General features: G+C 60.7%; 20 protein-coding genes. All 20 read right to left on the bottom strand.

Annotated elements, in window-relative coordinates; translation table 11 throughout:
* Positions 1-115 precede the first annotated feature (115 nt).
* The 20 genes from ACKUG4_RS27555 to fabF all read right to left on the bottom strand — a co-directional run bounded on the left by ACKUG4_RS27555 (position 116) and on the right by fabF (position 19,355).
* Positions 116-1,114 (bottom strand): ADP-ribosylglycohydrolase family protein, encoded by a 999-nt coding sequence (locus ACKUG4_RS27555; protein WP_064598525.1) that lies wholly within the window; start codon positions 1,112-1,114, stop codon positions 116-118.
* Complete coding sequence (locus tag ACKUG4_RS27550) at positions 1,111-1,824, bottom strand: GntR family transcriptional regulator (protein ID WP_085607311.1); 714 nt, start codon at positions 1,822-1,824, stop codon at positions 1,111-1,113. Before ACKUG4_RS27550 ends, ACKUG4_RS27555 begins: the two co-directional genes overlap by 4 nt.
* A gap of 283 nt (positions 1,825-2,107) precedes the next feature.
* Positions 2,108-3,076, bottom strand: a complete 969-nt coding sequence (gene araH / locus ACKUG4_RS27545; protein WP_011335422.1) for an L-arabinose ABC transporter permease AraH — start codon at positions 3,074-3,076, stop codon at positions 2,108-2,110.
* Positions 3,077-3,088: 12 nt separating this feature from the next.
* On the bottom strand, positions 3,089-4,633 hold the full coding sequence (gene araG, locus ACKUG4_RS27540; RefSeq protein WP_445435239.1) for an L-arabinose ABC transporter ATP-binding protein AraG: 1,545 nt from the start codon (positions 4,631-4,633) through the stop codon (positions 3,089-3,091).
* Positions 4,634-4,689: 56 nt separating this feature from the next.
* Positions 4,690-5,694: a substrate-binding domain-containing protein gene (locus ACKUG4_RS27535; RefSeq protein WP_064598531.1), complete on the bottom strand. Its 1,005-nt coding sequence runs from the start codon at positions 5,692-5,694 to the stop codon at positions 4,690-4,692.
* 144 nt (positions 5,695-5,838) lie between these two features.
* Positions 5,839-6,657, bottom strand: a complete 819-nt coding sequence (locus ACKUG4_RS27530) for an SDR family oxidoreductase (RefSeq protein ID WP_011335425.1) — start codon at positions 6,655-6,657, stop codon at positions 5,839-5,841.
* Positions 6,658-6,927: 270 nt separating this feature from the next.
* Positions 6,928-7,803, bottom strand: coding sequence for an SMP-30/gluconolactonase/LRE family protein (locus ACKUG4_RS27525; protein ID WP_445435238.1), 876 nt, complete (start codon positions 7,801-7,803; stop codon positions 6,928-6,930).
* 25 nt (positions 7,804-7,828) lie between these two features.
* Complete coding sequence (locus ACKUG4_RS27520; RefSeq protein WP_007950814.1) at positions 7,829-8,545, bottom strand: FadR/GntR family transcriptional regulator; 717 nt, start codon at positions 8,543-8,545, stop codon at positions 7,829-7,831.
* Positions 8,546-8,674: 129 nt separating this feature from the next.
* Positions 8,675-9,736, bottom strand: a complete 1,062-nt coding sequence (locus ACKUG4_RS27515; RefSeq protein WP_445435237.1) for a lipase family protein — start codon at positions 9,734-9,736, stop codon at positions 8,675-8,677.
* A gap of 109 nt (positions 9,737-9,845) precedes the next feature.
* A complete protein-coding gene (locus ACKUG4_RS27510) occupies positions 9,846-10,406 on the bottom strand; it encodes a DUF1285 domain-containing protein (RefSeq protein ID WP_445435236.1) in 561 nt (186 codons plus the stop codon).
* A gap of 15 nt (positions 10,407-10,421) precedes the next feature.
* A complete protein-coding gene (locus ACKUG4_RS27505) occupies positions 10,422-11,027 on the bottom strand; it encodes a DUF4823 domain-containing protein (protein WP_064598539.1) in 606 nt (201 codons plus the stop codon).
* Between the two features lie 168 nt (positions 11,028-11,195).
* A complete protein-coding gene (locus ACKUG4_RS27500; protein ID WP_064383475.1) occupies positions 11,196-12,164 on the bottom strand; it encodes a GTP 3',8-cyclase MoaA in 969 nt (322 codons plus the stop codon).
* A 138-nt stretch (positions 12,165-12,302) separates the two neighbouring features.
* Entirely contained in the window at positions 12,303-12,941 is a 639-nt protein-coding gene (locus ACKUG4_RS27495) for a TetR/AcrR family transcriptional regulator (RefSeq protein WP_007950805.1), read from the bottom strand.
* A gap of 341 nt (positions 12,942-13,282) precedes the next feature.
* Complete coding sequence (locus ACKUG4_RS27490) at positions 13,283-14,068, bottom strand: TatD family hydrolase (RefSeq protein WP_064598540.1); 786 nt, start codon at positions 14,066-14,068, stop codon at positions 13,283-13,285.
* A gap of 15 nt (positions 14,069-14,083) precedes the next feature.
* Positions 14,084-14,440: a PilZ domain-containing protein gene (locus tag ACKUG4_RS27485; protein ID WP_039770657.1), complete on the bottom strand. Its 357-nt coding sequence runs from the start codon at positions 14,438-14,440 to the stop codon at positions 14,084-14,086.
* Positions 14,441-14,482: 42 nt separating this feature from the next.
* Complete coding sequence (locus ACKUG4_RS27480; protein ID WP_039770660.1) at positions 14,483-15,466, bottom strand: DNA polymerase III subunit delta'; 984 nt, start codon at positions 15,464-15,466, stop codon at positions 14,483-14,485.
* Entirely contained in the window at positions 15,459-16,091 is a 633-nt protein-coding gene (gene tmk / locus ACKUG4_RS27475; RefSeq protein WP_007950797.1) for a dTMP kinase, read from the bottom strand. The genes ACKUG4_RS27480 and tmk overlap by 8 nt, the downstream gene beginning before the upstream one ends.
* A 19-nt stretch (positions 16,092-16,110) precedes the next feature.
* Complete coding sequence (mltG, locus tag ACKUG4_RS27470) at positions 16,111-17,292, bottom strand: endolytic transglycosylase MltG (RefSeq protein WP_445435235.1); 1,182 nt, start codon at positions 17,290-17,292, stop codon at positions 16,111-16,113.
* A gap of 3 nt (positions 17,293-17,295) precedes the next feature.
* The gene (gene pabC, locus ACKUG4_RS27465) at positions 17,296-18,111 is read right to left on the bottom strand and encodes an aminodeoxychorismate lyase (protein WP_064598548.1); all 816 of its coding nucleotides are present in this window, start codon (positions 18,109-18,111) and stop codon (positions 17,296-17,298) included.
* Positions 18,111-19,355, bottom strand: a complete 1,245-nt coding sequence (fabF, locus tag ACKUG4_RS27460; RefSeq protein ID WP_007908259.1) for a beta-ketoacyl-ACP synthase II — start codon at positions 19,353-19,355, stop codon at positions 18,111-18,113. Before fabF ends, pabC begins: the two co-directional genes overlap by 1 nt.

Raw genomic sequence — 19,355 nt, 5'->3', positions numbered from 1 at the left:
CACGGTCCGTACTGGCTAGAGTCGGAATCGAGCTTTTAGTCCCGCCCACCCCTTCAAGTCTAAACATACAAGCGAGCTTGCTCCGGGCGGCGATCCGACGATGGCGTCAGTCCAATCAGCGCAAGGCCAACAGCCCTGTCACCAACGGTTCCAGCTCCAGACCATTGACGGCCTTCACCGTCTCGATCATCGGCGCCGGCCAGCTCTGCAGGCCCAGGCAGGCCCCGAGCATGGCACCGAGAATCGCGGCGATGGTGTCAGTGTCGCCACCGAGGCTCGCGGCCATGCACAGCGCATCGAACGGCGTCATTTCACCAACCGCGACTTGCTGCGCGAGGGCGAATGACACCACTACCGACTCCTGCGAGGCCACAGAGGTGCCGATCACGTCGTACAGCAGATCCGCGAGCAACACCGGGTCGCTCTCGACACTGATGCTGCGCGCCCAACTGATCCGCGAGGCGATGCGCCCGCCGGCCACCCAGTGTCCGTGCGATTCTGCTTGCTGGGCGATCTGCTGGCCGAGGTTCAGCGCCTCACCCAGATCCAGACCGTTGATGCCGGCCGAGACCACCGCCGCCACCGCCGCCGCGCTGGAAATCCCCAGCGTGGTGTTGTGAGTGACCTGACAGGCCTGCACCACCGCCGCGATAAAGCGCTCGGGGTCGGCGACATCCGCCGCGATGCCCACCGGGGTGATGCGCATCGCGGCGCCATTGGTGGTGCCGTAGCGTCCGGCCTCTTCCGGCGAGTGGCCGGCGAGGATCATTTCGATCGCACGCTTGGTCGACGGGCCGAGCAAGTCCTGCGAGCCCTTCGCCTGCATCTCGGCTTCCCATTCGATCAGCCGTTGCGCGAGCACCGCCGGTTCGATCCGGCCCTTGCCTGCTACCAGCAACTCGCCGACCAGAATCGCCTGTTCGGTGTCATCGGTGATCGAGCCCTTGGGCATGTTCGCGGCAATCGGCTGCAAGGGCCCGGCGTCCTGTAGATCGGTGATCTGGCCGAAGCGCTGCTTGATGGTTTCGCGGTTCAGGGATTGGGTCGGCATGCCCAGCGCGTCACCCAGGGCAAGGCCATAAAACGCGCCCAAGGCACGGTCGAGGGCGGTCATTTCGATTCTCCAAATTGCAGGTGCAGACGGAAATGCACCGGGTCGAGCAGGCTTTCGACCTGTTCCATGAAACGGTTCTGCCGGTCGTAGGTGGTTCGCAGCGCCTTGAGGAACACCGTGCCTTCGGGGCGGCCGAGCAGTTCGGCGTCCACGGCGTTGAGCGGTTCGGCGCCGATCCACTGATCGCCGCGCTCGCCGATGTAACCGTAGGCGGCCAGGGTGATGGTCAGGGAGTTATCGATCAGGCCCACTCGCGGCAGGCTTTCCAGGCCTCCGCTGGCGGGCATCAGAGAGCGTTCAAGGGACACCGCCGTGCCATCGTTGGAACGGCGGCGACGTTCGAGAAGAATGAATTGATCGGAGCCGAAACGCGCAAGCAGATCCGCACGGGTCACGGCTTCCAGACGCAGCACGTCGGTATTGATCATCGCCCCGCTGTCAGCCAGGGCCTGGGCCCAACCGCTGCGCTGGTCGAGCACTACCCCGTCAAACGTGACGATGGAACCGACCCCGCTTTGCGTGGCGATGTAATTGCGCCGCTTCAGTTCAGCCAGCGCTTCGCGCAACGTGCCACGGCTGACGTTGAATTCCTGAGCCAACTGATGCTCGCCGGGCAACAGAAAGCCGTCCTCCATGAGACCGCTTTCGATGCGTCGGACGAGCTCGTCGACCACCCGTTGTTTCTTGTCAAATCGTACCTGTCTAATCATGTACAAAGTGATAACCGAAATGGGTTGAGACGGGCAAGGGAAATTTTGGGTGGGGTGACGGAAGGCGGGAAGATCAAAAGCACCCTCACCCTAGCCCTCTCCCGGAGGGAGAGGGAACTGAATGGGGAATATTCGGGAGGTACGTCGACGTGAAAAGGCTTTGCCGAATCCATAATCGACTGGATTCTTCAGGTCAATGTAGAGCCCAAGACACCTCGGTCGGCTCCCTCTCCCTCCGGGAGAGGGCTGGGCGGGCGGCGTTCCGATGAGGGAGCATTTGATTTCAGCGCTGTTTCAGACGGTCAATCACCACAGCCAACAGCAAAATCGACCCACGAATCACATACTGATAAAAGGTGTCGATATTCTTCAGATTCATCGCATTCTCGATAATCGCCAGAATCAACACCCCGGCAATCACATGCCGGATCATCCCGATCCCGCCACTCAGCGACACCCCGCCCAGCACGCAAGCCGAAATCACCGTCAGCTCAAAACCCTGGCCAATCATCGGCTGCCCCGACGTCATCCGCGACGCCAGAATCACCCCCGCCAACGCACCAATAACCCCGTGCACCGCAAAGATGATGATCTTCGTACGGTCAACATTCACCCCCGCCAGCAACGCCGCCTCCTGGTTGCCGCCGATGGCCATGGTGTTGCGCCCGTAGGTCGTGTAGTTCAGCAGCCAACCGAAAAACAGGAAGCAGACGATGGTGATCAGGATCGGCACCGGCACACCGAACAACTGACCGTTGCCGAACACGAAGAACGATTCCTGCGATACGCCCACCGCTTTGCCGTTGGCAAAGATGTAAGCCAGGCCACGGACGATCTGCATGGTCGCCAGCGTCGTGATCAACGCGTTGACCCGCAACTTGGCGATCACGATGCCGTTGATCAAGCCGACGATCAGGCCCATCACCAGCGCCGCGCTGACGCCGAGAAACACGCTGTTGGTGTCGCGCATCACTACCGCCGCCACCACCCCGGCGCAGGCGATTACCGAGCCCACCGACAAGTCGAAATGTCCCGACGCCAGGCAATACAACATGGTGCATGCGGCGATCCCGGTGGTGGAAATCGCCAGCCCCAGGCCACGCATGTTCAGCGGCGAAAGGAAGTTGTCGATCAGCAAGGTGCAGGCGACAAAAATGCCCACCGCCGCCAGCAGCATCACCCAGTCATCGAGGAAGCGCCGCATATCCAGAGGTTTGCGCTCGGTCGGCAGGGTTTCGTTTTGGGTTGTCATCATAGTCACCTCTCAGTTCGCCACGCCGTCAGCGCGGTGGCGCGGCAAAGCCAGTTGCAGCAGGTTGGATTCGTTGGCCTGGTCGCGGCTGACTTCGCCACGCAGGGCGCCCTCGCACAGCACCAGAATGCGGTCGGAAATACCCATGACTTCCATCAGATCGCTGGACACCACGATCACCGAAATACCGTCGGCGGCCAGGTTATGGATGATCTGGTAGATCTCGGCCTTGGCACCGATGTCGATGCCCCGGGTCGGCTCGTCGAGCAGCAGCACTTTCATCGGCATCGACAGCCAGCGGCCGAGAATGGCTTTCTGCTGATTGCCGCCGGACAGGAACTTGATCTGTTGCCCGGCGTGGGGCGTTTTCACTTTCAGGGCCTTGATCTGTTTCTCGGCGTTGCCCTTCTCCCAGATCCCGCGCAGCAGGCAGCCGAGCCCGGAATGCGCACCGCGCGCACTGATGTTGATGTTCTCGGCGACGCTGGCCAGCGGGATGATGCCTTCCTTCTTGCGGTCTTCCGGGCACAACAGAATCCCGGCGGCAATCGCATCGCGGGGTGAACGCAGTTTCAGTTCATGACCGCGCAACTCCAGGCGTCCGGCGGTGTTGCGCTCAAGACCGCTGAGCAGCCGGAACAGCTCGGTGCGCCCGGCCCCGACCAGTCCGAACAGGCCCAGAATCTCGCCTTTGTGCGCATCGAAACTGATCGGCTCACGCAGGCCCGGACCGAGCAAGCCATCGACTCTCAGCGCCACGGCGCCGCGCGGGCGACCGCGATAATCGTAGATGTCCTGAATGTCGCGCCCGACCATGCAGGTCACCAGTTGATCGTGGGTCAGCTGGCTCATGTCCTCGAAGGTACGCACGTAGCGACCATCCTTGAACACCGTCACCGCGTCGCAGATGCGGAATACTTCTTCCATGCGATGGGAGACGTAGAGCACCACTTTGCCCTCGTCGCGCAGCCGGCCGATGATCGCCATCAAACGGTCGATTTCCCGCGCCGAGAGGCTGCTGGTCGGCTCATCGAAGGCAATCACATGCGCGCCCCGGGACAGCGCCTTGGCGATTTCCACCAGTTGCCGCTGACCGAGGGACAGGCGTCCGACTTTCGTCTGCGGGTCGATTTCATCGGCCAGGCCTTTGAGGCATGCCAATGCCTGCTGGCGCAACGCGCCGCGATTGATCAGGCCGAAGCTGGCCGGCAGGTGACCGAGGAACAGGTTCTCGGCCACGGTCATTTCCGGCACCAGATGCAGCTCCTGGTGAATCACCGCCACGCCGTTGCCGATGCTGTCGGCGGTGGACTTGAACGCCATCGTCCGCTCGCCGATCTGCAGCTCGCCGCTGCTCGGGATATAGGCGCCGCCGAGGATTTTCAGCAGGGTCGATTTGCCGGCGCCGTTCTCGCCCATCAAGGCGTGAACCTGCCCGGGGTGAGCGACGAAACTGATGCCGTCCAGCGCCTTCACGCCCGGGAAGGTCTTGCCGATCCCGTTGAAACGCAGGCTACCGCTGGCACTGTGTTCTTGTGTCTGTACTTGCGCGTGCATTTAAGCCACCTCATCACACCGTTCAAGCGGCCCGGCTGCCCGGGCCGCCGCTGCCGTCAGTTCCACAGGCCGATCTTCTCCAGCTCCTGCTTGAAGTTGTCGCGGGTGATCAGGGTGACGTCGTCCATCGCGGTGTACTTCGGCGGTTCCTTGCCGGTGGTGACCCACTCGTACATCATCTCGGCGGTCTTGTAGCCTTCGATGTGCGGGCTTGGCAGCATCGAACCGTAGAAGCCGCTGTTAGGCTTTTTCAATTCGCCGATAGCGTCGGTGCCGTTGATGCCGATGCCGATCACATTGGCCGCGGCAAACCCGGCGGCTTCGGTGGCGCGTACGCCGCCGAGCACGGTGTTGTCGTTCATGCCGCCGATGATCAGGTTCTTCGCCGCACTTGGCAGCTTGACCAGCGCCGAGTTGGTGGCGTCCATGCTGCCCGGCACGTCGAGGGTTTTCAGGGCGGCCGTCAGAATGTGATCTTTCGGCATGCCAGCATCTTCGAGGGCCTTCATCGAGCCGTCGGTGCGCTTCTTGCCGGTGTCGAGTTCGTTGTAGGTGTTGACCACCGCGTAGGTGTCTTTCCAGTCCCAGTTACGCTTTTTCGCTTCGGCGGCCATGGCGGCGCCCTGCTTCTGGCCGACTTCGAAGGCGGCCATGCCGAGGTACGGAACGTCCTCCATGAATTTGCCATTGGCATCGACGAAGCGGTCGTCGACGGCGATCACTTTCAGGTCATTGAGCTTGGCCTTGGCCATGATCGCAGGGCCGAGGGACACGTCCGGCGGGCAGATGACGAAGCCCTTGGCGCCGTTGGCCGCGAGGCTGTCGATGGCCGAGAGGGTTTTCTCGCCGTCTGGCACGGCGATCTTGATCAGCTCGAAGCCTTTGTCCTTGGCAGCTTTCTCGGCGAAGGCCCATTCAGTCTGGAACCACGGCTCTTCGGCCTGCTTGACCAAGAAACCGATCTTCACCGGATCGGCGGCCAGCAGCGAACTGCTCAGGCTGAACGCAGTAACCGCCAGCGCGGTACTGCACAGGGTACGAATCCCGAAACGACGTTTCATAAGCAGACTCCTTGTTATTTTTCTTGAGCGTTATTTGAAAAACGTTAAAGCGGTCGAAGCGTTTCCTGCGAATCATGACGACAATAGTCATATCGTATGATGATTGAATTTCAGGCGGACCTTTCCGCCTGAAATCCGCTTTTCTCAGTCGTGGTACATCACCGAGCGACCACCATCGATGGTGATGCACGAGGCATTGATGAACGGCGCTTCATCGCTGGCCAGAAACACGGCGGTCATCGCCACTTCAATCGGCTGGCCGATGCGTTTCGGTGGATGCAGATCGAAAGCGCGCTGGCGTTCGGCGTGCGGGTCGGCAAAGCCGTTCCAGTAATCGACGTTGAGTTGGGTTTCGATGTAGCCCGGTGCAATCGCATTGACCCGAATACCCTTCGGCGCGTACTCGATGCCCAGCGCTCGGGTCAACCCGAGCAAGCCGTGCTTGGCCACCGGGTACGGAAAGCAGCCGGGAATGATGTTCGTGGAATGGGTCGACGCAATGTTGATGATGCTGCCGATGCCTTGCTCGATCATCTGCGGCAATACGGCCTTGCAGCCATACCAGGCGCCGTCGAGGTCGATGGCGAAGCAGCGTTTCCAGTCTTCTTCGGTCATTTCCAGCGGATCGCGGAACACATTGACCCCGGCGCAATTCACCAGCACGTCGATGCGGCCGTGCAGCTCGATGGCCAGTTTGGCCATGGCGTGCAGATCCTGCTGACGCGAGACGTCGGCCTTGATCGCCTGCACATCGGCGCCCTGCTCGCGCCAGTGCGCGGCGACTTTTTCGACCTTTTCAGCCTGGATATCGCTGATCACCAGTTTGGCCTGCTGCGAGGCGAAGGTCGCGACGATTGCTTCGCCGATGCCTTGGGCAGCGCCGGTCAGCAGCACAACCTTGTTTTTCAGGCGCTCACCTTTCGGTGGCTCGGGCACCGGTGGCAAGGATAGTGGTTCAGCCATGAATCAGGACTCCTGTTCGAAAGCATAAAAAAACCGGGCATCTGACGATGTCCGGTCTGGAAGGCTTGTGGAACAAGACAGGCGAGCGCACGCCGCGGCACCGAGACGGCCCGAAGCGCTGACTCCGCTATGGAGTGCGATGGAAATTCGCTGCATCACTTCACCTGTTTTGTTCTTTTTAAGTGTGAGTGCGTGTTACTGCTGGGACCGACTATAAACCCGACCGCCAAATAATCTCAATATATAATTTTGCATCCCATATTTTGGGATTTAACTGGCAAATCGCGTACAGAGCTTTCCGGCGACATCCACTTGCAGCGACAGTACGGCGCCGTCCAGCGGATGATTCAGCGGACTTTTGGCGCTGGTGATGTACAGGGTTTTCAAGTCTGCGCCGCCGAACACGCAACTGGTGGGGCGACTGATCGGCAGGTCGATCTTGCGATCGATCTGGCCATCCGGGGTCAGGCGCAGCAGGCAGCTGCCGTCCCAGCGGGCGTTCCACACGTAGCCTTCGGCGTCCATCGCCGAACCGTCCGGGCCGCCGTGCTGATCGGCGCTGTACCAGGGCTGGGCGGTGTCGAGGTTGCCGTCGGTGTGAATGAAATAGCGGTACAAGGTGCTGTCGAGGCTGTCGCCGAACAGCAGCGTGGTGCCGTCGTCGCTCCAGAGCAGCGTGTTGGGAATGCCCAGGCCGCGCAGCAATGGCGTGACCCTTTTATCCGGATCAACGCGGAACAGACCGCCGGAACGACGGGTGATCGGCAGATCTTCGCCCAGCTCACCGATGTTGTTTTGCATGGTGCCGAGCCACAAGCGACCCTGGCCATCGCAACGCGCTTCGTTGGCGCGATTGCCCGGCTGCGGGTCGGCGACGCAGAACAGCGTCAGTCGCGGCTCAAGTCCGGGGGAATCCAGATCGAGCCGATAGACGCCACTGCTCAGGGTCACCAGCGCGTCGCCGCTGGCGCAGGGAATGAACGCCGAGACGTGCTCCGGCATCTGCCAGATCTGCACGTTCTGCCCGATCAGCCGCAGCGCCTGCCTGCCGGCGATGTCCACCCAGTACAGCGCCTGGGTTGGTGCGTCCCAGAACGGGCCTTCGCCCAGTTGCGCCCGATGTTCTGTCACCGCAGTCCACGTCATGCAACCTCCTGTCTTGTTGTTTTTGTCAGCTGGCTTTTTTGTCGGCCATCACCTGCGGGTAAAACCGCTTGATGGCCAGGTCGGCATTGTCGATCAGCGTCATGCAGGCCCACACCCCGCGCGCGGCATCCCGGGCGGCAATAGCGTCGGCCATGTCTTTGTGGATAGGCAAAGTGCGGCGCAATTCGTCGGGGTCAGCCGCGGACACTTCGAAGGAAACGGCAAGCAGCGCGCCGAGGGCCGGCACCATTTGTTCGATGAATTGATTGTGGCTGGCGGCCAGGATGCATTCGTGGAAGAACTGGTCGGCGCGGTTGTAATCGATGCCGCTGTCGACCGCCCGTTCCAGCGCGTTGTAAGCCTGCTGCACGGCTTGCACCTGTTCGACGGTCGCCCGCTCGCAGGCCCAGCGCACCGCCATCGGTTCGATGGTACGGCGCAGGTCGAGCAGGTCATCGACGAAATTTTCCGGCAAGCCGCTGCGTGACAACCAGCCCACCACTTGCGGATCGAACAGGTTCCAGCGCTTGATCGGCAGCACCCGCGTGCCGACCTTCGGCCCGACTTCGAGCATGCCTTTGGCGACCAGGGTCTTGATGGCTTCGCGGATCACGGTGCGACTGACGCCGAGCTGCTCGCCCAGATCGGCCTCGACCTTGATCGCCTGCCCCGGCTTCACCTGGCCGGCAGCAATCCAGGCGCCCAGCCAGTCAACCGTTGATGCGTGAAAACTGCTCGACATGGACACCCCGAAGCCGTTCGCTGTGGATGCCCAAGCTAATCATCATATGATTAAACGTCAATCGGGATTTTTAGGCTGACGGACACAAGGCCTCAGGGGTACAACTCATCCCCCCCGAAGCGACCGACCTCAGGGGGCCGGAGGTGAGATCAATGGCACTGCCTGGTCAGCAAAACTTTCGGTATAAACGACGTCCTTGGTTGCCCCCGCCACTTCCGCGAAGCGACAGGCAAAGAACTGGCTTCCATGATTGGAAACACCCCCAGCGCTGGTCAAGAAGTTGAACCGCAGATCCCTGACGTGCGAATCCCTTTTTTGCGGCGGGACAATCATATTGATGACCAACCGCACGTAAGCGAGCGCTTCGCCATGTTCGAAAACGCGGTCGATTTCCAATCCATGAGTATTTTCATCGCGGGGGGGATTCTGGGTACTGAGCCAACCAGTGACAGGGGAGGAGTTGAATGCCACGACTTTTGAAACTTTGATCAGGTGCTCGCTGGATCTGGGCATTGCATAGGCCAACTGCTGCGCCAGACCGCCTCCAAGGGAATGCCCCAAAGCAACGACCTTCACATCAGGCGGCAGTCGATGCTGGCGAATGCGGGTCTGTATTTCATCCTCGAAGACCCGAGCCACAATATCTCGCGTTATATCGTATTGGTCTTCGCCACGCAGTTTTGTCGGGATGAACCAGCGAGCATTGGATTCCCAGTCCTGACGCTGATCACCCTCGGTACCACGAAAAACGATAGCGACCTCGGAAACGTCACTGCTTCCCTTGCCCGTTCGATGCTCCCATACACTGAAAAACAACTTCGCTTTCTCAGCCTTTTTGGCCAGACTGGGTCCAGGGAACTGAGTCCATGCGTACCAGCCGGGCGTGGGGATCGTCACATCACTGTGAGGTTTACACGATCGCTCGAACTGCTTGGATAAGGGCTCGGTCACTTGTTTGATATTGGCCTGCACCAGTTGTTGCTTATAATCAGGCCATTTCAAGTGATAGGCATTCGCCGCGAGGGCTGTATAAACCCAATAATTCTTCGCGACTGTTTCAACGTCATAATGAATCGTGTAACCGCTCTGATCATGCTCTCGAATCAGTACGGTGTCCGGTTTCTGTACCCATGAGCTGCATCCCGTCTGCAAAACGATCAACGTCAGCGCACCGACTTGATGTCTGTTCATTTCCATGCCCCTTCTGGCGAGTGGCATCTTGCCACACTACAGCTATAGCAGCTGCCGGAAAGGATTCAAGCGGGCTCGATCTGCGCAGTGGCGCCAGGCGGACAACGTCTCAAGGTTCAAGACCTATCGGGAAAAACTCACCGCCACTCCAAATACCCAACCATCGCTGGCCATCGATTTCACGGCTCACTGCCAGCTCCACCAACTGGTAGAACACGTTGCGGTGGATCAGCGCTTCGAGATTGGTGCGGACATGCACGTAAGGCGCAGGTTCTTGCGTCGCTGGATCGATCTCGACCCGGATCGGATGCTCCGGGCCGGCTTCCGTTGTTTCATCGACGTTGGTGGTAAAGCGCAGCAGTTGCGCCTCACCCTCGCCTTCCACCTCGACGGCAATCGCCACGAATGGCGCGTCATCGACCTTGATCCCGACCTTCTCGACCGGAGTGATCAGGAAATAGTCATCGCCATCGCGGCGGATGATGGTGGAGAACAGTTTGACCATCGGCTTTCGCCCGATCGGCGTACCCAGGTAATACCAGGTGCCGTCACGGGCGATGCGCATGTCGATATCGCCGCAGAAATCCGGGTTCCACAAGTGCACCGGCGGCAAGCCTTTGGTTTTGGGGATTTGTCCCAACAGGTCATTGGCTTTTTGCGGGCCACTCATGGCGTACTCCTTGAATTACTGGTCCCCGACGCCCAGCAGGCTGCGCGCGTACTGCGCAAGCGGTGGGCCGATCAGGTCTTCGGGCTTGTTGTCGTGGAACGTCAGTAAACCGCCACGACTCTTGATCCGTGCAGTATCAATCAAATACTGGGTGCTGGTCTCGATCAACATGATCTGAATCACGCCGCCGTCGATACCGAGGCGATCCACGGCTTCCTCATCCAGCCATTCATCGGAGTTGCCGATGCGGTCGTCGGCCTTGGCGAAACGGGTGTACAGCAAGTAGTGGGCACCGGCGTCGCGGGCTTCGCCCATCGCCTGGTCGAGGCCTTCCGGCGCACGGGCGCGGCGGACCATCGGGAAGTATTCGACGAAGCCTTTGAAGGCCTCTTCGGCCACTACGTTGGGACGCGGGTAAGAACCACCCGGCGGCGCGAACGAGCCTTGCGCGATGTAGATAAACGAATCCGGCTGAATGCGGAAATTGTTCACGCGACGGCTGTCGCTGTGGTCCAGCAGACCCGCGTCGCTCATCTGGTAGCGAGTCCCTTCGGCCATGTCACTGACAGTCATACAGCCGCCCAGCGCCAAAACGGCCAGCAGCAAAACCAGGCTACGCATCCTAATCCTCCAGAAGCCGGTGACGGAAAACCGGCGAATGGCCGTAGGATGCAGCTTTTGCGCCACCTCCAGATCTTCGTCGTTTTTTCGATCGTAATCGCGAGCAGGCTCGCTCCCACAGGAAATAGCATTTACCTGTGGGAACGAGCCTGCTCGCGATGAGGATTTTCAGCCGCCGATGATCTTCATGACGGTGGCGCCGCCAGAGAACGCGACTTCCTGCTTGTCGCCCAACGCCTTGACCAGCAATCGTTGCAACGCCGGCAGCGCCTCATGGCGCGGCTTGTCGAGCAGGTCACCGACGTAGTGGCGGTTGCTCGACGACAGGCAGCCATGCAGCCATCCGGTGGACGACAGGCGCAGGCGCGAACAGGTTCGGCAGAACGGCACGCTTTCGTTGGCGATCACGCCGAAATTACCCAAACCGGGAATCGCATAGCGAACCGCCGTGGCATCCACCGGCGCGTCGGTTTGCGCGTACTCGTAATGTTCGCCGATCAGGCTCAGCAGCTGTTGCAGGCTGACGAACTGCTGCAGGAAGGCGTTGGAATCAGTGGCCAGGTGGCCCATGCGCATCAGCTCGATGAAGCGCAGTTCAAAGCCGCGTTCAAGGCAGTAATCGAGCAACGGCATCACCTGGTCGAGGTTCTGCCCGCGCAACGGCACCATGTTGACCTTGATCTTCATCCCCGCCGCTGCGGCCTGATCCATGCCATCCAGCACGGTGGCCAGATCGCCGCCACGGGCGATGCTGCGGAACGCGCCGGCGTCCAGAGTATCGAGGGAAACGTTGAGGCGTCGCAGGCCGGCATCAACCAGCAACGGGAGTTTTTTCGCCAGGAGCTGGCCGTTGGTGGTCAGGCTGATGTCTTCCAGGCCCATCCTGCCGACGGCGCTCATGAAAGATTCGAGCTTGGGGCTGACCAGCGGCTCGCCGCCGGTGATGCGCAGGCGCTCGATGCCCGCGGCTTCGATCAGATAGGCTACGCCACGCGCCATGGCCTCGGCCGACAGTTCATCCTGCGCAGCCACCAACCGCTTGCCGTTGGGCACGCAGTAGGTACAGGCGTAATTGCAGGCTGAAGTCAGACTGATCCGCAAATTGCGAAAACGCCTACCTTGACGGTCAACGATCATGAAGCACTCCGGCGATGGAAAATCGAGCGACTAAAACTTGACTCACAATTCAAGTTTTAGCAAGCCCTATGCCTGAGTATATTCCTGCGGTACTGCGCCATGTAGCTAAAAACACGGCGCATAAGGCAACTGAATGATTCAGCTGCTCGGTGTTTCAGGGTCGCGCTTGCGCTTGTTGCCCATACGCACGCCGATATCCATCAGGAACTGGAAGAAACCTTCCTGATCTTCCAGCACATTGCTCCAGAACGGCGAGTGATACAGCGCCACCGCGCCGTGCACCAGCGCCCAGGATGCGCAGTAATGGAAGTATGGCGGCACGTCTTCGAGCTTGCCTTCGCTGATGCGGCCCTTGATGAGCAGCGTCAGGCGTTCGAAGTTCGAGGCACGGATCTTGTGCAGCTCCTCGACCATCTCAGGGACCTGATTGCCCTTGACCACCTTCTCTTCCAGGCGATCGAACAGGCGATAGCGCTGCGGGTCGCGCATGCGGAATTCAAAGTAGGCACGGGACAGCGCTTCCTTGTCCTTGTCGACATCGGCCGAGTGCAACAGCTCGTTCAAGTCGCGCTCGTAATCGAGCATCAGGCGCAGGTAGATCTCGGCCTTGGACTTGAAGTGCTTGTAGATCGTGCCTTTGCCGATACCCACGGCATCAGCAATCATCTCGACGGTGACACTGTCTTCACCTTGTTCGAGGAACAGCTTGAGCGCGGTATCGAGAATTTCTTGCTCGCGGCGACGAAACTCACGGACCTTACGAGGTTCTTTGTGCATAAGAAAAGGTCTGTAGGGGTCAAAATTCGAAGCCGCGTATTATGCCTAACTTGCGCAAAAATGCACGGATCATCCGACCATATCTGTGTTTCTTGTTCATTTCACGAACGTTTCGAGGGGAATGAGAACATAACCGAAGCGAACGTATTCCAAATTTGTTTAAAAACCCCGGCCAGCCAACTGGACTCGGCGCCAGACTGATCAATACTTGAACTGTCGGGCGACATCTCCCCCAAGTGTCGCGCCGGTAAAGGTACCAAGGGACCGCGTGCCTTTGTTTTACTCCTAATGGTCTTAACCCGGATTCACCCCCCAGAACCCGGGTTTTTTTTGCCTGCGATTCAGGCTTTTACATGCGCCAGCGGAAACAGTCGCTTGAAGTTCTCGGTGGTCTGCTCGGCAAAACGCTCGTAGTTCTCGCCGCGCAGCATCGCCAGAAACTCTGCCACTTCCCGCACGTATTGCGGCAGGTTCGGTTTGCCGCGATAAGGGATCGGCGCCAGGTACGGCGAGTCGGTTTCCACCAGCAGGCGATCCGCCGGGACTTTGCTCGCGACATCACGCAGCGCATCGGCATTGCGGAAGGTGACGATGCCCGACAGGGAAATGTAATAACCCATGTCCAGCGCCGCCTTGGCCATGTCCCAGTCTTCGGTGAAGCAATGCAACACGCCGGCCTGGGGCAACGCGGCTTCGCGCAACAACTCGAGCGTGTCGGCGCGGGCGCCGCGGGTGTGGATGATCACCGGCTTGCCGGTCTGCTGCGCGGCTTGCAGGTGCAGACGGAACGACTCCTGCTGAAGCTCGGCGGCTTCCGGCTCGTAGTGGTAGTCCAGACCGGTTTCACCGATCGCCACCACTTTCGGGTGATTGAGCTCGTGCAACAGCCAGCCCAGCGCCGGCGCCGCGCCCGGCTGCACATCCAGCGGATGCACGCCGACCGAGCAATCGACGTCGTCGTAACGCTCGGCCAGGGCTTTGACGTCGGCTGCGTTGTCGGCGCTGACGCCGATGCACAGGAAATGCCCGACGCCGCGTTCGCGGGCCGCATCCAGCGCGGCATCCAGGGAACCGTCGTGAGCGGCGAGGTCGAGGCGGTCAAGGTGACAATGGGAATCTACGAGCATAAAAAGGACTGCAACTTACATCGTATGAGTGGGACGGTCGGATTTCAGGGCTCCGGCCAGATGAGTTTCGATGCGACTGCGCGCGGTGTTGTCGCCATCGTTGAATTGCACGCCGACGCCGGCTGCGCGGTTGCCCTGCGCGCCTTTGGGGGTGATCCAGGCGACTTTGCCGGCCACCGGAATCTTCTCCGCCTCGTCCATCAGGTTCAGCAGCATGAACACCTCGTCGCCCAACTTGTAGTTCTTGTTGGTCGGGATGAACAGGCCGCCGTTCTTGATGAACGGCATGTAGGCGGCGTAGAGGACCGACTTGTCCTTGATGGTCAGGGACAAGATGCCGTTGCGCGGCCCCGGACTGACGGGTTCATTCATGTTGACCTCCACTGCTGATGCTCAGAGTCTAGGTACACATTCTTATCTTTGGCCAGGCAAGCTCGCCCATTGCACCAGCAACGCTTCCAGCAGCAACGCCGCGTTGAGGTTGGCCTTGCTCAGGACTTTCTGGCGCTGAGCGAGAATCCAGTCCTGGATATCGAGCACTTTAGCCTGGGCACTTTTCTGCGCCAGATATTGCACGACCTTGCGCATGTCGGTCAGGCCGAGACCCGATTCATCTTGGGTCAACTGATAGCGCAGGATCAGGCTCGACCAGTCGCAGAACCAGTCGAACAGACGCAGCATCGGAATGTTTTTCCACTCCTCGGCCAGTTGCGTCGGCGATTGCTGCTGCTTGAGCAGCTTCTTCACGCCTTCCACCACCTGCGCGCGCTGTTCACGTACGCCCTGCCCCTGCAACGTGACGGCGGCCAACGGCGAGCCGGCGGCCAGGGTCAACAGTTCGACCCGTTCGTCTTCGGAACATTCCGGCAGTGCCTGAGCCAGCCACTGCAGACTCATGGATTCGCTCGGCAGCGGGCAGGCCTGCTGCACGCAGCGGCTCTTGATGGTCGGCAACAACCGGCTCGGCTGGTGGCTGACCAATAACAGCACGGTATCGCCGGACGGCTCTTCAAGGCTCTTGAGCAAGGCGTTGGCGGCATTGATGTTCATCGACTCCACCGGCTCGATTAGCACCACCTTGCGCCCGCCCAGTTGCGCGGTCTGCACCACGAAACTGACCAGATCGCGCACCTGATCGACCTTGATCGCCTTGTCCGCTTCTTCCGGTTCGAGAATGTAATTGTCCGGATGGCTGCCGGCCTTGAGCAGCAGGCAGGATTTGCACTCACCGCAGGCTTCAGGCGTCGGACGCTGGCACAGCAGACTGGCCATCAGTCGTTCGGCCAGCGCGCGCTTGCCGATCCCGGCCGGCCCGTGCAGCAGATACGCGTGGGCGTGCTGAGTGCGCCCGGCCAGTTGCTGCCAGAGGCTGTCCTGCCACGGATAGGCCTCAGCCACGGCTCAGCTCCAGCAAGTTCGGAATCAGGGTATCCAGCGATTGTTGAACCTTGGCCAACGGCTGACCGGCATCGATCCGCACATAACGCGCCGGATCAGCTTCGGCGCGCTTGAGGAACGCACTACGCACGGCCTCGAAAAACTCACGGCCTTCCAGCTCGAAACGATCCAGACGACCTCGGGCGCTGGCGCGGGCCAGGCCGATTTCCACCGGCAGATCGAAAATCAACGTCAGGTCGGGACGCAGGTCGCCCTGCACGAAAGTCTCCAGCGCCGCGATGCGCTCCAGCGACAAGCCGCGGCCGCCACCCTGATAGGCGTAAGTCGAATCGGTGAAACGATCACACAGCACCACCGCACCACGGGCCAGTGCCGGTCGAATGACTTCAGCCAGATGCTGGGCACGGGCGGCGAACACCAGCAACAGCTCGGTGTCCGGGTTCATCACTTCGTCGACCGGGGCCAGCAACACCTCACGAATGCGCTCGGCCAGCGGCGTACCGCCGGGCTCGCGGGTCAGCACCACTTCGATACCGGCGGCGCGCAGGCGCTCGGCGAGGTATTCGCGGTTGGTGCTTTTGCCGGCGCCTTCCGGGCCTTCCAGGGTAATAAACAAGCCAGTCACAGGCAGTCCTTAATCAAAGTCATTGCGTGTTTTGGGGAGCGGACGCTTCCGGTTCCGGCGTCGGTGCAGGCGCTTGAGCAGGCGGCTGCGGCAACGATTCCGGTGCAGTATCGGGTGAGGCGGCAGGAATCGCCTCCTCGGCTGCCGGAGCGGTCTCGGGCGCTGTCGTCGGCGCCGGACTGGAGCGGTAATCCGCGCGCCGCTTGAGCTGATACTCGCGCACCGCGTTGTTGTGCGCGTCCAGATCATCGGAGAACACGTGGCTGCCATCGCCACGGGCAACGAAGTAGAGGCTGGTGCCATCCACCGGGTTGAGAGCCGCGTGAATGGCTTCACGTCCGACCATGGCGATCGGCGTCGGCGGCAGGCCGGGAATCATGTACGTGTTGTACGGCGTGGCTTCCTTGAGGTGGGCGCGGGTCAGTTTGCCGTTGTAGCGATCGCCCAGGCCGTAGATCACCGTCGGATCGGTCTGCAACTGCATGCCCAGCGCCATACGCCGCACGAAGACGCCGGCAATCTGGCCACGCTCCTGAGGCACGCCGGTTTCCTTCTCCACCAGCGATGCCATGATCAGCGCCTGATAAGGCTCGGTGTAAGGCACGTCGGCGGAGCGTTTTTCCCACTCCTTGGCCAGCACCTCGTCGAGGCGGTCAAAAGCCTTTTTCAGCAGTTCGGTATCGGTCACACCGCGCACGAAGCGGTAGGTGTCGGGGAAGAAGCGGCCTTCAGGGAACAGACCCTTGTGACCGATTTTGGCCATGACCTCGCTGTCACTCAGACCATTGAGGGTCTGTTCGATCTTTTCATCCTTGGCCAGCGCGGCGCGTACTTGATGGAAATTCCAGCCTTCGACCAGGGTCAGGCTGTACTGAACCACATCGCCACGCTTCCACAGGTCGATCAGGCCGTTGACGGTCATGCCCGGTTGCATACGGTACTCGCCCGTATGAATCGGCGTGCCAGCGAGATTAAACCGCCAATAGACCCGCAGCCAGAACGCGTCCTTGATGACGCCATCGGCTTCGAGTCCAAGAAAAGTACGGGTCGGGGTGGATCCCTTGGGCACATCCAGCAGTTCTTCCTGCGTGATGTTCAGGGGCTGTTCCAGTGCCGAATGAATCTTCCAGGCGCTGGCGCCCAACAGCAGCCCTGCCAGAACCAGTCCGGTTTCCAGCAGCAGCAAAAGTTTACGTCTCACGAATCAGGCATCCAGTAGCGCGCGGGCAATGGTTTGCAGTTTACGGGTGAGCGGGCCAACCGGCCAGCTCAGAGCAGCACAGGCGCGTACCGGCCAGACGCCATACACGCTGTTGCAGACAAAGACTTCATCAGCCCATTGCAGCTGTTCGAGGGGGATGTCGGTGATTTGCACGGGAATGCCCAGGGACTCGGCCTGAAACAATATTTCTGCGCGCATCACGCCGGCCACGCCGCAACGTTTCAGGTCCGCCGTGATCAGCACACCGTCACGCACCAGGAACAGGTTGCTGAAGACTCCCTCGATCACGCGACCCGCCTGATCGAGCATCAAACCTTCGGCGTGCTCACTGTCCCGCCATTCGGCGCGGGCAATGACCTGCTCCAGTCGATTGAGGTGTTTGAGCCCGGCGAGCAACGGCTGTCTGGACAAACGCGTGCTGCAAGGAAACAGGCGAACGCCCTGTTCGGCGTGGGCCGCTGGATAAGCGGCGGGAGGATTGCCTTGCAGAATGCGTCGGCCCTGCGCCGAAGGATCCGGCGCATAACCGCGCAATCCGTCGCCACGGGTGAGGATGAGCTTGAGCACGCCCTCGCCCATCGCGGCGGCATAGGATTGCAGCTCATGGCGAATCAGCTCGACGTCCGTCGCAATGGCCAGACGTGTACAGCCGTCGGCCAGACGCGTCAGATGCCGATCCAGCAGCAACGGCTGGCCGCCACGCACGGCGATGGTCTCGAACAAACCGTCGCCGTAAGCCAGGCCGCGATCTTTCAGCGACAGAGCGTCAGCCGGCAGACCGTCGACCCAGCAGTCCATCAGCCGGCGAACCGACGGAACGCCAACGTGCCGTTGGTGCCGCCAAATCCGAACGAGTTGGACAGCACGACATCGATGTCCATGTTGCGCGCGGTGTGCGGCACGAAATCGAGGTCGCAGCCTTCGTCCGGCTCATCGAGGTTGATGGTCGGCGGCGCCACCTGGCTGTTGATCGCCAGCACGCTGAAGATCGCCTCGACCGCGCCCGCCGCACCGAGCAGGTGACCGGTCATGGATTTGGTGGAGCTGACCGCCAGCTTGTAGGCGTGATCACCGAACACCGACTTGATCGCGTTGGCTTCAGCGAGGTCACCGGCCGGCGTCGAAGTGCCGTGGGCGTTGATGTATTGCACTTGATCGACGTTGATCTTCGCATCGCGCAGCGCGTTGGTGATGCAACGTGCCGCACCGGCGCCGTCGGCGGGTGGCGAAGTCATGTGGAAGGCGTCGCCACTGGTGCCGAAACCAATCAGCTCGGCATAGATGGTCGCGCCACGGGCCTTGGCGTGTTCGAGCTCTTCGAGCACCAGGGCACCGGCGCCGTCGGACAGCACGAAGCCGTCACGGCCCTTGTCCCACGGACGGCTGGCGCGGGTCGGCTCGTCGTTGCGGGTCGACAGCGCACGGGAAGCACCGAAGCCGCCCATGCCCAGACCGCACGCGGCCATCTCGGCACCGCCGGCAATCATCACGTCGGCTTCGTCGTACATGATGTTGCGTGCCGCCATGCCGATGCAGTGCGTACCGGTGGTACACGCTGTGGCGATGGCGTAGTTAGGCCCCTGCGCACCCAGATGGATGGACAGGAAACCGGAAATCATATTGATGATCGAGCCAGGCACAAAGAACGGAGAAATCCGGCGCGGGCCAGTCTCGTGCAGGGTGCGGCTGGTTTCTTCGATGTTGGTCAGACCGCCGATACCCGAACCCATGGCCACGCCAATGCGTTCACGGTTGGCATCGGTGACTTCCAGACCGGCATTGCGTACGGCTTGAAAGCCGGCCGCCAGACCGTACTGAATGAACAGGTCGAGCTTGCGCGCTTCCTTGACCGACAGGTATTCCTCGACATTGAAGCCCTTTACCGAGCCGCCAAAGCGGGTGGAATAGGCAGAAAGGTCGGTGTGTTCGATCAGACCAATGCCACTGCGGCCAGCCAGAATGCCCTGCCAACTGCTCGGCACATCCGTGCCCAGTGGCGACAACATACCCATACCGGTGACTACGACGCGTCTACGCGACAC

The organism is Candidatus Pseudomonas auctus (genome assembly GCF_048654275.1).
Classification (GTDB): Bacteria; Pseudomonadota; Gammaproteobacteria; order Pseudomonadales; family Pseudomonadaceae; genus Aquipseudomonas; species Aquipseudomonas pharyngis.
The sequence above is the reverse complement of the archived record's forward strand: the minus strand, read 5'-3'. Positions and strand labels throughout refer to the sequence as shown.

What these genes read in the sequence shown, in the direction of transcription:
- ACKUG4_RS27490 (WP_064598540.1), bottom strand. Translation starts at nt 14,068, where the DNA reads ATGCTCGTAGATTCCCATTGTCACCTTGACCGCCTCGACCTCGCCGCT.
- ACKUG4_RS27505 (WP_064598539.1), bottom strand. Translation starts at nt 11,027, where the DNA reads ATGCGTAGCCTGGTTTTGCTGCTGGCCGTTTTGGCGCTGGGCGGCTGT.
- ACKUG4_RS27530 (WP_011335425.1), bottom strand. Translation starts at nt 6,657, where the DNA reads ATGGCTGAACCACTATCCTTGCCACCGGTGCCCGAGCCACCGAAAGGT.
- ACKUG4_RS27485 (WP_039770657.1), bottom strand. Translation starts at nt 14,440, where the DNA reads ATGAATGAACCCGTCAGTCCGGGGCCGCGCAACGGCATCTTGTCCCTG.
- ACKUG4_RS27535 (WP_064598531.1), bottom strand. Translation starts at nt 5,694, where the DNA reads ATGAAACGTCGTTTCGGGATTCGTACCCTGTGCAGTACCGCGCTGGCG.
- ACKUG4_RS27510 (WP_445435236.1), bottom strand. Translation starts at nt 10,406, where the DNA reads ATGAGTGGCCCGCAAAAAGCCAATGACCTGTTGGGACAAATCCCCAAA.
- ACKUG4_RS27500 (WP_064383475.1), bottom strand. Translation starts at nt 12,164, where the DNA reads ATGATCGTTGACCGTCAAGGTAGGCGTTTTCGCAATTTGCGGATCAGT.
- ACKUG4_RS27515 (WP_445435237.1), bottom strand. Translation starts at nt 9,736, where the DNA reads ATGAACAGACATCAAGTCGGTGCGCTGACGTTGATCGTTTTGCAGACG.
- ACKUG4_RS27555 (WP_064598525.1), bottom strand. Translation starts at nt 1,114, where the DNA reads ATGACCGCCCTCGACCGTGCCTTGGGCGCGTTTTATGGCCTTGCCCTG.
- araH (WP_011335422.1), bottom strand. Translation starts at nt 3,076, where the DNA reads ATGACAACCCAAAACGAAACCCTGCCGACCGAGCGCAAACCTCTGGAT.
- ACKUG4_RS27495 (WP_007950805.1), bottom strand. Translation starts at nt 12,941, where the DNA reads ATGCACAAAGAACCTCGTAAGGTCCGTGAGTTTCGTCGCCGCGAGCAA.
- araG (WP_445435239.1), bottom strand. Translation starts at nt 4,633, where the DNA reads ATGCACGCGCAAGTACAGACACAAGAACACAGTGCCAGCGGTAGCCTG.
- pabC (WP_064598548.1), bottom strand. Translation starts at nt 18,111, where the DNA reads ATGGACTGCTGGGTCGACGGTCTGCCGGCTGACGCTCTGTCGCTGAAA.
- ACKUG4_RS27525 (WP_445435238.1), bottom strand. Translation starts at nt 7,803, where the DNA reads ATGACGTGGACTGCGGTGACAGAACATCGGGCGCAACTGGGCGAAGGC.
- ACKUG4_RS27520 (WP_007950814.1), bottom strand. Translation starts at nt 8,545, where the DNA reads ATGTCGAGCAGTTTTCACGCATCAACGGTTGACTGGCTGGGCGCCTGG.
- ACKUG4_RS27550 (WP_085607311.1), bottom strand. Translation starts at nt 1,824, where the DNA reads ATGATTAGACAGGTACGATTTGACAAGAAACAACGGGTGGTCGACGAG.